At 65.4% G+C, this 12,323-nt stretch carries 14 protein-coding genes; 7 read left to right on the top strand and 7 right to left on the bottom strand.

The window, feature by feature from the left end; genetic code table 11:
* Window positions 1-26 precede the first annotated feature (26 nt).
* From TP2_RS06920 to TP2_RS06900, 5 genes are all read right to left on the bottom strand, one after another.
* Window positions 27-578: a DUF3035 domain-containing protein gene (locus TP2_RS06920; protein WP_038075231.1), complete on the bottom strand. Its 552-nt coding sequence runs from the start codon at window positions 576-578 to the stop codon at window positions 27-29.
* A 72-nt stretch (window positions 579-650) separates the two neighbouring features.
* The gene (gene lspA, locus TP2_RS06915; protein WP_038075228.1) at window positions 651-1,130 is read right to left on the bottom strand and encodes a signal peptidase II; all 480 of its coding nucleotides are present in this window, start codon (window positions 1,128-1,130) and stop codon (window positions 651-653) included.
* Window positions 1,131-1,212: 82 nt separating this feature from the next.
* Window positions 1,213-2,799, bottom strand: a complete 1,587-nt coding sequence (gene purH, locus TP2_RS06910; protein WP_038075225.1) for a bifunctional phosphoribosylaminoimidazolecarboxamide formyltransferase/IMP cyclohydrolase — start codon at window positions 2,797-2,799, stop codon at window positions 1,213-1,215.
* A 67-nt stretch (window positions 2,800-2,866) separates the two neighbouring features.
* Window positions 2,867-4,588, bottom strand: coding sequence for a heparinase II/III family protein (locus TP2_RS06905; RefSeq protein ID WP_038075222.1), 1,722 nt, complete (start codon window positions 4,586-4,588; stop codon window positions 2,867-2,869).
* An 88-nt stretch (window positions 4,589-4,676) separates the two neighbouring features.
* Window positions 4,677-5,948 carry an RsmB/NOP family class I SAM-dependent RNA methyltransferase gene (locus TP2_RS06900; protein WP_038075219.1) on the bottom strand — a complete coding sequence of 424 codons (1,272 nt, stop codon included), beginning with the start codon at window positions 5,946-5,948 and terminating at the stop codon, window positions 4,677-4,679.
* 81 nt (window positions 5,949-6,029) lie between these two features.
* Between TP2_RS06900 and TP2_RS06895 the strand changes: the two genes are divergently transcribed.
* Window positions 6,030-6,215 (top strand): DUF1674 domain-containing protein, encoded by a 186-nt coding sequence (locus TP2_RS06895; protein WP_038075218.1) that lies wholly within the window; start codon window positions 6,030-6,032, stop codon window positions 6,213-6,215.
* A 136-nt stretch (window positions 6,216-6,351) separates the two neighbouring features.
* Here TP2_RS06895 and dapB read toward each other — a convergent pair whose 3' ends face one another.
* Window positions 6,352-7,161 (bottom strand): 4-hydroxy-tetrahydrodipicolinate reductase, encoded by an 810-nt coding sequence (gene dapB, locus TP2_RS06890; RefSeq protein ID WP_038075215.1) that lies wholly within the window; start codon window positions 7,159-7,161, stop codon window positions 6,352-6,354.
* A gap of 97 nt (window positions 7,162-7,258) precedes the next feature.
* Between dapB and rbfA the strand changes: the two genes are divergently transcribed.
* The 6 genes from rbfA to rpsO all read left to right on the top strand — a co-directional run bounded on the left by rbfA (window position 7,259) and on the right by rpsO (window position 11,513).
* Window positions 7,259-7,681, top strand: coding sequence for a 30S ribosome-binding factor RbfA (gene rbfA / locus TP2_RS06885; protein ID WP_038075211.1), 423 nt, complete (start codon window positions 7,259-7,261; stop codon window positions 7,679-7,681).
* Window positions 7,662-8,411 carry a phosphodiester glycosidase family protein gene (locus TP2_RS06880; RefSeq protein ID WP_051692289.1) on the top strand — a complete coding sequence of 250 codons (750 nt, stop codon included), beginning with the start codon at window positions 7,662-7,664 and terminating at the stop codon, window positions 8,409-8,411. The genes rbfA and TP2_RS06880 overlap by 20 nt, the downstream gene beginning before the upstream one ends.
* A gap of 52 nt (window positions 8,412-8,463) precedes the next feature.
* The gene (gene truB / locus TP2_RS06875; RefSeq protein ID WP_038075208.1) at window positions 8,464-9,366 is read left to right on the top strand and encodes a tRNA pseudouridine(55) synthase TruB; all 903 of its coding nucleotides are present in this window, start codon (window positions 8,464-8,466) and stop codon (window positions 9,364-9,366) included.
* An 82-nt stretch (window positions 9,367-9,448) separates the two neighbouring features.
* A complete protein-coding gene (locus tag TP2_RS06870; RefSeq protein ID WP_038075205.1) occupies window positions 9,449-9,973 on the top strand; it encodes a DUF1643 domain-containing protein in 525 nt (174 codons plus the stop codon).
* Window positions 9,974-10,079: 106 nt separating this feature from the next.
* Window positions 10,080-11,123 carry a calcium-binding protein gene (locus tag TP2_RS06865; RefSeq protein ID WP_051692287.1) on the top strand — a complete coding sequence of 348 codons (1,044 nt, stop codon included), beginning with the start codon at window positions 10,080-10,082 and terminating at the stop codon, window positions 11,121-11,123.
* 120 nt (window positions 11,124-11,243) lie between these two features.
* Window positions 11,244-11,513: a 30S ribosomal protein S15 gene (rpsO, locus tag TP2_RS06860; RefSeq protein WP_038075202.1), complete on the top strand. Its 270-nt coding sequence runs from the start codon at window positions 11,244-11,246 to the stop codon at window positions 11,511-11,513.
* Between the two features lie 81 nt (window positions 11,514-11,594).
* Here rpsO and TP2_RS06855 read toward each other — a convergent pair whose 3' ends face one another.
* Complete coding sequence (locus TP2_RS06855; protein WP_038075199.1) at window positions 11,595-12,311, bottom strand: NYN domain-containing protein; 717 nt, start codon at window positions 12,309-12,311, stop codon at window positions 11,595-11,597.
* Window positions 12,312-12,323 lie beyond the last annotated feature (12 nt).

Raw genomic sequence — 12,323 nt, 5'->3', positions numbered from 1 at the left:
TGACGGTCTCGTGATGGGATTTCGTCTTACTTCACTTCCTGCTGAGCCTCGCCCGAGGGCGGAGCGGCAGGGGTGATGATGCCAAGGCGGCGCCACCGCTCGAGTTCGGCCGATTGGTCGAGCTCCATCGGCTTGTAAGCCTTGTAATAGACCGAGACGCTCAGCAGACGCTCGAGCAGGCGACCGTCGTGATCCTTGCGCCACTCGTAATCCTCGGCAGCGAGGGTCTGGCGGATGCCCGCCTGGCTGCCATAGCGCGAGGCGGCCGAAACCAGCGCACGATCGCCATTGGGCACCTGCCCGCTCTCTTCGAGGCGACGCGGATTGCCGCCAAGGGCGGCCACGGCATCGGCTTCGGGCGTGGGGTCGGTGATGTTCTTGCCACCCGGCGTGGGCGCGGGCAGGGCGCCGAGATCCTTGGGCATCTCGAGCGGCTTCGTCGGCAATACGCCGAATTCGTCCGGCCCCTGATGCGAGGAACGCAGATTCATCAGGCTGGGCTCGCGGTTATTGCCGCAGGCAGCCAGCGTCAAAACCGCCATCATTGCGATTCCGAGCGTGCCGATCCGAGCCTGCATGGACCACTCCCTTCCCAGTTCCGACCCCGTCTTAGCGCAACACGAAGGCGGCGTCACCTGCGAAAAACCAACCTAGTGCTCTGGCGCGCGATTGTCCTTGCCGGTGAAGAGAACAAGCCCAACCGCACCAAGGAAGATCGTGATGTCAGCCACGTTGAACGAGTAGGGGTTCGTCCATCCCGGCAGCGACATGTTGAGAAAATCGGCCACTGCGCCATAGACGAGTCGATCGACAACGTTTCCAAGCGCGCCCCCGACGAGAAGCCCTGCCGAGATATGCACCTTTCGGCTATGGGGTTCGCGCGCGATCCAGAACCAGACCCAGGCCGAGATCGCCAGTGCCACGAGGATCAGCACCCAGCGCATTGCATCCGCCTCGCCTGCGAACAGGCCGAAATTGACGCCGCGATTCCAGGCCATGCGGAAATTGAGGAAAGGCGGGATCACGTCGATCGCGCCCAGCCGGTCGAGATGGAGCCCCTGCACCACGATATATTTCGTGACCTGATCGAGGATCAGCACCCCCGCTGTCACTTTCGCTGCAAGCCGCATCTTTTCTTCCGTCCTGTCCCTTGTCCGTTCCGCGTTCCCCGCGCAGCCCGGTATCACCGGACTACGCGCAGAAATCGGCAGATCAGTGGCGGAAATGGCGCATTCCGGTGAAGACCATGGCAAGACCACGTTCGTTGGCCGCGTCGATCACTTCCTGATCGCGCATCGAGCCGCCGGGCTGGATGATCGCGGTGGCACCGGCTTCGGCGGCGGTGATGAGCCCGTCGGCGAAGGGGAAGAACGCGTCGGACGCCACGACCGAGCCCTTGGTGGGCGTCTCGGCCATGCCGCAGGCTTCCATCATGTCCTCGGCCTTACGCGCGGCGATGCGCGTGGAATCCACCCGGCTCATCTGGCCCGCGCCCACGCCCACGGTCGCGCCGTCCTTGACGTAGATGATCGCGTTCGACTTGACGTGTTTCGCGACTTTCCACGCGAACAGCAGGTCTTTCAGCTCCTGTTCCGAGGGCTGGCGCTCGGTCACGACCTTCAGATCGTCGAGCGTGATCACGCCATTGTCCTTGTCCTGCACGAGGAAGCCACCCGCGACCTGACGATAGGTGGTGATCGGCGCGGTGGTGTCGGGCAGGCCGCCGGTTTCCAGCAGGCGCACGTTCTTCTTCTTCGCGATGACCTCTTTCGCGGCGTCATCCACGGAGGGTGCGATGATGACTTCCGAGAAAATCTTCGTGATCTCTTCGGCGGTGGCCGCGTCGAGGGTCTGGTTCAGCGCGATGATTCCGCCGAAGGCCGAGGTGCGGTCGCAGTCGAAAGCGCGCTTATAGGCTTCGATCACGGTCTCGCCGGTCGCCACGCCGCAGGGGTTGGCGTGTTTGATGATCGCGACGGCGGGCTTTTCGGTGCCGAATTCCGAGACCAGTTCGAACGCCGCATCGGTGTCGTTGATGTTGTTGTAGCTCAGTTCCTTGCCCTGAAGCTGCTTGGCGGTCGCCACGCCCGGGCGGTTCGTACCGTCGAGGTAGAAGGCCGCCTGCTGATGCGGGTTCTCGCCGTAGCGCAGGGTCTGCGCGATCTTGCCCGCGAAAGCGCGGCGGCGCGGGGTCTCTTCGCCGATGGCGCCAGCCATCCAGGTCGAGACGGCCGCGTCGTAGGCGGCGGTGCGCGCATAGGCGATCTGGGCGAGACGCTGGCGGAAGGGATAGGTGGTCGCGCCGTCATTGGCGTCGAGCTCGGCCAGAACGGCGGCGTAATCTTCCACATCCACGACGGTCGAGACGAAGGCATGGTTCTTCGCCGCAGCCCGGATCATTGCCGGGCCGCCGATGTCGATATTCTCGATGCAGGTCTCGTAATCGGCGCCCTTCGCCACGGTTTCCTCGAACGGGTAGAGGTTGACCACCAGCAGGTCGATCGCCTCGATCTGATGGGCCTCCATCGCCGCGAGGTGCTCCTCGTTGTCGCGCAGCGCGAGCAGGCCGCCATGCACTTTCGGATGCAGCGTTTTCACGCGGCCATCCATCATTTCCGGAAAACCGGTTACGTCGGCCACGTCGCGCACGCTCAGGCCCGCTTCGCGCAGCGTCTTGGCGGTGCCGCCGGTCGAAAGAAGCTCCACGCCGCGCGCGGCCAGCGCCTGGGCGAACTCGACCAGTCCGGTCTTGTCGGAAACGGAAATCAGCGCACGGGTCAGGGGGATCGGGCGGGTCACGGGCAGCAGCTCCTCGCAAGGCTCAAGTCAGGGGGCGCCCCTGTGAGCCTCGGGATCTGCCCCAAGGTCAGGGCGCGACGATGGCCGAGGGGTTATCGCGTGCTTGCGAAAAGGTCCAGCCAATCTGGCAGGCCCGATCGAGAACCTTGCTCGAAAGCACAATTTGGAGGCTCGCGCGCGGGCGGATGCGCCCTTTTTCGAGGTAGACCGAGGGCTCCAGTGTCAGATCGGCCACGCCATCGTGACGGAAAACCCAGATCTCTCCCGAGCGCAGCGCGACCGACACGGCGGTACCGCCCATGTCGAGCGTCGCGTCGCAATCGGGATGGAGATGGAATCGGATATCGAAGGGGATGCCGCGTAGCCCCTCGCGCTCGAAGATCTGCTCGAAGCGGGCGATATCTTCGGGAGTCATCGCGCCGAGCGTGTCACGTCCGCGCAGCTCGCGCCCATCCGTGCTCAGGTCCAGCTCGCGGATATGGGTCATGCCGTGGGTCTCGGTATAGCCGTCATGGCCGAAGATCATGCCCGACTCGGTCGCGTCGTCGGTACGGGCCCAGACATCCTTGGGGGTCTTGTCGAGATAGGCGCGCGGGGCGCGGCCGAAGAGCCGTTCGGGCCCGAGCCGCGAGGAGGAATAGCCATAGATCGAGAGCGTCGAGTGGCTGGCCGTCGCGCGGCCCGCACGGTGCCAGTCGCGGCCGAAATGTGCGCCCGAGCCGCAATTGACGATCATCGGGCGGCGGCCCGAGGTGAGTTCGAAAGCCAGCGTCGAGGCGTGGGCATTGGCCGACGCCGTCCCCTGCGGCGGTCGTGCCGCGTCGATGATGAGCGAGCTGCGCCCGCCTTGCATCCGCACGAAACCCATCGCCATCGGCTCGCGCCGAACTCCGCGAATGCCGGTGGCCGAGAGCGCTGCGTCGAGCCGCCCTTCGAGCCCGCGCCCGCCACCGTGAAACCGCGCCAACGCCCCGTCGGAGTGGCGCAGCGCGCGCAGCGTGGGCGCGATGCGCGCAATCGCGTCGAGCAGCGCCCCCGGCGGAGTGCGCCCGGCGGTCATCAGGGCCTCATTGGCCCAATTGAGCAGCGTCAGCACTTCGAGCAGCTCTTCGGGGCAGCGCGTCGGGATGCCGCCCTCGGCGTCGATCTGCGCCTCGCATTCCTTGGTCAGCGCTTCGATCGCAGGGGTCGCATGACGTTCCATGCCCGTCAGAGCGAGCCCCGCATAGATCAGGCCCGTCAGTGCCTCGAAGCGCGGCAGACCCGGCGCGGTGCTGGTCCAGCGTTTCGAGAGAAAAATTGTCTGCTGGCCGAGCGCTCGGAAGAATCGGTCGGAATCATCGCGCTCGCGCCCGTTGAGCAGCAAGATCGCGTGGTTGATCCAGCGGATCAGGCGGCGCCCGGTCAGATCCGGGGTCCAGCCCGGCCCCTTGCCGTCGCCGAAGCGGTCGATCCAGCCGAAGACCCAATCCTGCGCACGAATCCGCGCCTCGCGGTCGCCCACGGCGGCCAGATCATCGAGCCAGCCGCAGCCTTGCAGCGCCTCCTCGAAGGCGGGATCGGGCATCGGCAGATCCCAGATATTCACGCCGGGCCCTTCGATCAGGAAGCCTGAGAAGAGGAAATTGCCCTGGATGAGCTGCCGCCCCTTGGCGAAGGATCCGATCGTGCGCGGCTCGGGCTGGCTGACGAAGCCGGTGGCGGGGCGGGCGCGACCCGCGCGTGCGGCAGCAAGGCGGTTGAGCGCCGTGCCGAGTTTCGCCGTCGATCCGGAAGTGTCCTTGCCCATTCCTGTTGCCGCTCGAGAAGCCCTTCTGTCGGGGGATGCGCTCACGTTACTCACGCAGGCGCGACCTGTCACCGTCTGCGATGCGCGTTCAGGCAGAGCGTTGCAGCTTCGCCATGTAGAAGCCGTCCATACCGCCGCGCTCTGCCCAGAAATCGGGCCGCAGGCGCAGCCCGCCTTCTTCGGTGATCCAGTCGGGCTCGATGCCGGGAAGGTCGGGGCGGATGATTTCGAGGTCCGGATGGCGGGCAAGCGCGGCCTTAATCTGCGCCTCGCCCTCTTCCGGCAGAAGCGAGCAGGTCGCATAGACAAGCGTGCCGCCGGGTTTGAGCCATTCCAGTGCGCGATCGAGAAGCTGTTCCTGCAGCGCAAAGAGCGGCTTGATCGAAGCGCCATCCTTGATGAAGGGCAGGTCGGGATGGCGGCGGATCGTGCCGGTGGCCGAGCAGGGCGCATCGAGCAGGATCGCATCGAAGGGCGCCTCGGGCTCCCATTCGAGCGCATCGGCGGCGATCACCTCGGCCTCGAGCTGCATCCGGTCGAGGTTTTCGGCGAGCCGTTCCAGGCGGGCCTCGGAAATATCGAGGGCGGTGACCTCCGCCCCCGCGCTCGCCAGTTGCAGCGTCTTGCCGCCGGGTGCCGCGCAGAGATCCAGCACGCGGGCGCCGGTAACAGGGCTCAGCAGCTTCGCGGGCAATGCGGCGGCCGCATCCTGCACCCACCATGCGCCTTCCTCGAAACCGGGCAGGTCCGAGACCTTTCCAGCGTTCTGCAAGCGCAGTGAGCCCGTGGGCAGCAATTCCGCGCCGAGCGTTTCCGCCCAGCCTGCCGCATCTTCCTTCACGCTCAGATCGAGCGGCGCCCCGGCCAGATGTGCCAGCTCCATCGCCTGCGCGGATTTCTTGCCGAACGCCGACATCACCCGGCCGCGCAGCCAGCCGGGCATCTCGGGGGCGGGGGTGGTCTCCCATTTGTCGCCCTCGTCGGCGACTTTGCGCAGCACCGCATTCACCAGCCCCGAGAAGCTGCGCACCTTCGGCCCAGCCGATTTCACCAGCGTCACGGCAGCATCGACCACGCCATGCGGGGCCTGTTTCTCTTCCAGCAGTTCGACCGTCGCCAGTCGCAGCAGCGCCATTACGTCGGTCGGCGCGCGGCGGCGCAGATGCGGTTTCAGGATGCGGTCGGCGCGGCCCATATGGCGCAGCGTGGTCGTCGCGAGGCGCTGGGCGCGGGCGCGCTGTGCAGGCTCGAGCCCGTCGAGCGCCTCCGCGCCGATCTGCTCGGCAAGGCTCTCGTGATCCTCGAGAACGCCGACGATCAGGCCGAGGGCGGCGCGGCGCGCGGGGTCGGGTCTGGACATGGGCTGCGGCTTCCTGGCTTGTTGCGGCTTGAGCGCAGGCCTATATCATGCCCCGATCCGCAGACAAGAAAGGACAAGGCCATGTCCGATCAGCCCGAAGAGAAGCGCGAGTTGCCGCCCGAGGCGATCCGCGCGCTGGCCGAGGCCGAGGAACGCCGCAAGAAGGCGAAGGAGATGGAGCTGCCGACCGAGCTTGGCGGCCGCGACGGTCCCGAACCCGTGCGCTACGGCGATTGGGAAAAGAAGGGCATCGCGATCGACTTCTGATCGCGGTGCTGGCGGAGGGGGGCGTTGCCCCCCGTCGCCGGATGGCGAGATCTCTCAGTCAGAAAGGGGGCTCTGCCCCCTCGGCGCTATGCGCCTCACCCCCGAGATATTTCCATCAAGAAGAAGGGGCCAGGTTTCAGAGCCCCAGCACGTCCATCATGTCATATTCGCCGGGCGCCTTGTCCTGCCCCCAGAGCGCGGCCTTGAGCGCGCCGCGCGCGAAGATGGCGCGGTCGGTGGCGACATGGCGCAGGATGATGCGCTCGCCCATGCCTGCGAAGAGCACGTCATGCTCGCCCACGATATCGCCGCCGCGAATGGCCGAGAAGCCGATCGCGCCATGTTTGCGTGCGCCGGTGATGCCGTCGCGGCCCGATTCGCGGTTCTCGGCGAGCGAGATGCCCCGGCCTTCGGCCGCCGCCTCGCCCAGCATCAGCGCGGTGCCGGAAGGCGCATCGACCTTCTTGTTGTGATGCGCCTCGATCACCTCGATATCCCAATCGGCATCGAGTGCTGCCGCGACCTTCTTCGTCAGCAGGGTCAGAAGGTTCACCCCGAGGCTCATATTGCCCGCGCGCACGATCACCGCGTGGCGCGCGCAAGGCTTGAGCGCCGCGATGTCGTCCTCATCCATCCCGGTGGTGCCGATCACATGGGTGAGCCGCGCCTGCGCCGCGATCTTCGCGAATTCGCGGGTGGCGGCGGGGGCGGTGAAATCGATCACGGCCTGCGCGCCGGAAAAGGCTTCGAGCGGATCGTCGGTCACGATCACGCCGCTCGGCGCGCCGCCCATCGCCTCGCCCAGATCCTTGCCGATCCAGTCATGGCCCGTGCGTTCGACCGCGCCCACAAGGCGGGCCTTGTCGCTCTCGGTCACGGTGCGGATCAGCATCTGGCCCATCCGGCCCGATGCCCCGGTGATCACGATGCCCGGCAGATCGCTCATGTCTGTCTCCTTCACGGTTTGGCGTTCTCTAGCTTGTGCGGGCGGGCTTGGCAAAGCCCCCGTTGCGCAAAAGGCGCGGAGGCCCTATGTGAGCGCCATGGCAAAGAACCGTTTCTCCTCGGGCGAAGGCCCCTCGCAACGTCAGCTCCGCATGGGCGAACTGATCCGGCGCACGCTGTCGGACATCCTGCTGCGTGGCGACGTGCATGACCCCGATCTCAACCGGATCTCGGTGACGGTGGGCGAGGTGCGTTGCTCGCCCGATCTGAAGGTGGCGACGGCCTATGTCACGCCGCTGGGCGGGCAGGGCGGCAAGGAGCTGATCGCGGCGCTCGCGCGCAACAAGGGCGAGCTGCGGCATCTGTTGGGCAAAGAGATGACCGCGAAATACAGCCCCGACCTGCGGTTCCGGTTGGACGAGACCTATGACCGGCTCGATGAGACGCGGCGGCTGTTTTCCGACGAGACCGTGCAGCGCGACATCGCCGCGCGCGAGGAAGATGACGACGATCTGGAATAAGGCGGCGGCGCTGGCGCTGCTGGCCGGCCCTGCCTTCGCGCAAGCGCCCTGCCGCGATCTGAGTTTCGATGGCACCGGCTATACGGTCTGCGAGGCCCATGCCGGGGATGACCTGCGGCTTTTCCTTGATGATGCGGATGGCAACCTGATTGGCACGCCCGAGCGTCTCTCCGAAGTGATCCCCGCCGGCGATCATGTGGTCTTTGCGATGAATGCGGGGATGTATCATCCCGATCGCAAGCCGGTTGGGCTGTTCATCGAAAACGGCGAGGAGCTGCACAGGATCGTCACCTCGGAAGGGCCCGGCAATTTCGGGCTGTTGCCGAATGGGGTGTTCTGCATCGGCAAGGATTTCTCGGTGGTGGAGTCGCGCGCCTTTGCCGCCGATCCGCCAAGCTGCGAATACGCGACCCAATCCGGTCCGATGCTGGTGATCGAGGGGGCGCTGCATCCGAAATTTCTCGAAGACGGCACCTCCAAGCATATCCGCAATGGGGTGGGCGTCTCTGCCGACGGGCGGACCGCCTATTTCGCGATCTCGGACCAACCCGTGTCCTTCCACGAATTTGCGCGACTCTTTCGCGACGAGCTGAAGACGCCGAACGCGCTTTACCTCGACGGCAAGGTCTCGCGGCTCACGATCCCTGATCAGGGGCGCGAGGATATGGGCCTGCCGATGGGGCCGATCGTGGCGCTGATCGCGCCTGCGCCGGCAAGCTCTGCCGATTGACGTGGCGCGCGCCTTGGGCTAGCAGGCGCGGCTCGAACGCGAAGGAGACCCCATGGCACGCAAGAAAGGCCGCGACATTTCCGGTTGGCTCATCGTGGACAAGCCCGCAGGCATCACCTCGACCGCGGTGGTGAACAAGGTGCGCTGGGCGCTCGATGCGAAGAAGGCGGGCCATGCGGGCACGCTCGACCCGGCGGCGACGGGGGTTCTGGCGGTGGCGCTGGGCGAGGCCACGAAGACCGTGCCCTTCATCACCGATGCGCTGAAATGCTACCGGTTCCAGGTGCAGCTCGGGTCGGCCACCAATACCGATGATGCCGAGGGCGAGGTGATCGCCACCTCCGATCTGCGCCCCGCGGATGACGAGATCGCAGAGGCGCTCAAGGCGTTCGAGGGCGATATAGAACAGGTCCCGCCGCAATTCTCCGCCGTGAAGGTCGATGGCGAGCGCGCCTATGCGCTGGCGCGGGCGGGCGAGGAAATGGATCTCGCCGCGCGGCCCCTTTACGTGGAAAGCCTTGTGATGTTGGCGCGCCCCGATGCCGATACGGTCGAGCTGGAACTGGTCTGCGGCAAGGGCGGCTATGTGCGCTCGATCGCGCGCGATCTGGGGCAAAAGCTCGGCTGTCTCGGCCATGTGCTCTGGCTGCGCCGCGAATGGTCGGGGCCGTTCGAGGCGAGCGACGGGATGACGATCGAGCAGATCGACGAGTTGGCGAAGACGCCCGAGCTCGATGCAAAACTCCTGCCGGTCGAGCTGGGCCTGGAAGACCTGCCGCAGCTCAAGGCGACCCCCGAGGGCGCGGTGCGGCTGAAGAACGGCAATCCGGGCATGGTTCTGCCCGGCGAGGCCGAATGGGGCGACGAGGTCTGGGTCAGTCATGAGGGCCAGCCGCTCGCCGTGGGCATCTACAAATCCGGCGAAGTCCACCCGAGCCGCGTCTTCAATCTTTGACCTTGCCTTCCAACTGCTTCAAATATCCCCGCCGGAGGCATCCGACGCGACAAGCAGCCGAAGCAAGGGACAAAAGAGCACGATGATCACGCGCGCGCATATCAAGGGCGACGCTCCTTCCGTTGCGGTCTATTCCGATTGCGAGGGCTACCGCTATTTGCTCACGCGGGTCTGGGACGAGACCAAGCCGCGTGCGCTCTTCATCATGCTCAACCCCTCCACCGCGACCGAGGTGCAGAACGACCCGACGGTGGAGCGCTGCGAACGTCGCGCCCGGGCGCTGGGTTTCGGGGCGTTTCGCGTGACCAATATCTTCGCCTATCGTGCCACCGATCCGAAGGTCATGCGCGCGCAGCCCGATCCAGTCGGGCCGGAGAATGACACGGCGATCCGCGAGAGCCTCGATTGGGCAGGTGGCCCCGGTGACCGGATCATCTGCGCCTGGGGTGCGCATGGCGCGCATCTCGATCGTGGGGCCGCGGTGGAACGGCTTTTACGCGCAACGGGGCGCGAGTTGCATCACCTTGGCTTGACCAAGGCGGGCGCGCCAAAACATCCGCTTTACATAGCTTACGAGCATCAGCCCGAGCCCTGGCCCGCGCCTTGATCCCTCTCGTGGCCGCCCACGGGTCGTTAAGCATTTAACCCTTTAGAATTAGGGGAAGCGTCCCCCCCGGCGCTACAATCGCCGCGATTTCACGGGGGTGAGTGTCATGTTGTTTCTGTCCGGTTTGCTGGGCTTGTTCGTCGCGGGGGCGTCGGCGGGCCTGATTGCGTTTTCCTCTGCCGGGGACGAGGAGACAGAACCGGACACGCCGGAAGACGAGGGGATGGAGGAGCAAGGCACCGATCTGCTCGATCCCGCTCCCGAAACTTTTGCACAGGTCAGCGCGGGCGAGAGTCGTCCCGAACCCGTCGCCTCCCCCGATTCCGGCGAAGGTGATGACATTCTGTGGGACGACGAGGGAGTGAACGAAATCGCGGGTGGTTCGGGCGATGACCAGATCGCAGGCTATGCGGGCAATGACACGCTTTCGGGTGAAGAGGGCGAGGACCGGCTTTTTGGCGATGCCGGTGACGATGATCTGAGCGGCGGCGTGGGGGCGGATACGCTCGAAGGCGGCGACGGGGACGATCGGCTGCGCGGAGACGGGGGCGATGACGCGCTTTCGGGTGGCTTCGGGGCGGACACGCTTCTTGGCGATGCGGGGGAAGACACGCTTCTGGGCGGGGCCGGGGAGGATTGGCTCTCGGGCGGATCGGAAGACGACACGCTGAGCGGCGCGGATGGGAACGATACGCTTCTTGGCGATGCGGGCAATGATGAGCTCAACGGCGATGGCGGGAACGATCTGCTGATTGGGCTGAGTTCCGCTGCAGAGACGGTAGATGTCGATACGCTCAATGGCGGCGCGGGCTCCGATACACTTCTGGCTGGTTCCGGCGACCGGGTTGAGGGCGGGGAGGACGACGATCTCTTCGCGCTGGGCGGCTGGATCGACCCTGCGGCCCCCGCAACGATCGCCGATTATACGCAAGACGAAGACCGGATCGCGATACTCTACGATCCAACGAGCGCGCCGACCCCCCTGATCAGCATCGAGCCTTCGGAGGTGCATGAGGGGGCGGCCTGGGTGCTTCTCGACGGGGTGCGGTTGGCCGAAGTGCTGCATGCCGGCGATCTGCGCGCGGAGGATGTGACGCTTCTGACGCCCGCGGACTTGCCGGAGCCCGAGGTTTGGCAGGCAGTAAAATAAGGCTTTTCTTCATGTTGATTCGCGTCTATACGCGCGCATCTGCCCCGCTCGGGGTGGATATATGGACCTTGCTGGACGACATCCCGGCTTGTGCCCGAACCCTTAATACAGGAGACCCCGATGTCGATCACCGTTGAAGACAAGAACGCGCTCATCAAGGAATACGGCACCAAGGAAGGCGACACCGGTTCGCCCGAAGTTCAGGTCGCTATCCTCTCGAAGCGCATTGCCAACCTGACCGAGCACTTCAAAGAGCACAAGAAAGACAACCACTCGCGTCGTGGTCTTCTGATGCTCGTCGCGCAGCGCCGCAAGTTGCTCGACTACCTGAAGGCCAAGGACGTGGCACGCTACCAGTCGCTGATCGAGCGCCTCGGCCTGCGTCGCTAAGACCGTCCGGTCATTTCGGAATCACGGAACGCCCGTCTCGTAAAGAGGCGGGCGTTTTGCTTTGCGAGGGGGCGCATTGGCCTATGCGCTGGCGAAACCCTCGGGGCGAAAACGCACCAGCGCCTCCGGGCCTTTTGGGTCAAGGTCGTAAAGCGCGGGACGGGCCGCCAGATAAGGGCGCCAGCGCTTTTCGGGCAGCTCGCTGATCTTGACGCTATGGGCGTTTTTCATCGCAGCCGAGAGATGGGTGATCAGCATGCCGCGCCCCGCCTTGCTGTGCTGCGCAATTGTCGAACGAATCTTGTGATCGAGAGAGAGCGCCTTGGCGGGCTCGGGCTCGGTTGGCTTGGATGGTCGCGCGGCGGGCTTGGTCGCGGCTTTCACGGGAGGTTTGGTCGCCGGGGCTTCGAGCGAGTGAAAGATCGAGCAGGCCTCGCGGAATGTGGGGGGCGTCTTGCCCTCTCCGATCCCGATCACCTCCTTGCCCTTGTCGCGCAAGCGCGTCGCGAGATGGGTGAAGTCGCCATCCGAACTTGCGATCACGAAACAGTCCGCCGCCCCGGTGAGCGCGATCTCGAGCGCGTCGAGCGAAAGCAGGAGATCGCCCGCATTCTTGCCGCATCCCGAATGGATCAGGCGGATCGCCGGAAGCTCGCCCCATCCCTTGATCTTTGCTACATCCCCGTAGGCACGCCGCAAGAAAAGCTCTCCACCCGATCTTGCGCGTGACAGGATCTTCGTGGCGAAGCTCGGAGAAATGTTTTCGGCATCGATGAAAAGGGCGGTGCGCTTGATCATTCGAGGTCTTTA

It is taken from the genome of Thioclava pacifica DSM 10166 (assembly GCF_000714535.1).
In the GTDB taxonomy this organism is placed as follows: Bacteria; Pseudomonadota; Alphaproteobacteria; order Rhodobacterales; family Rhodobacteraceae; genus Thioclava; species Thioclava pacifica.
Note: the sequence above shows the minus strand (reverse complement) of the source record. Positions and strands in the feature narration are given on the sequence as shown.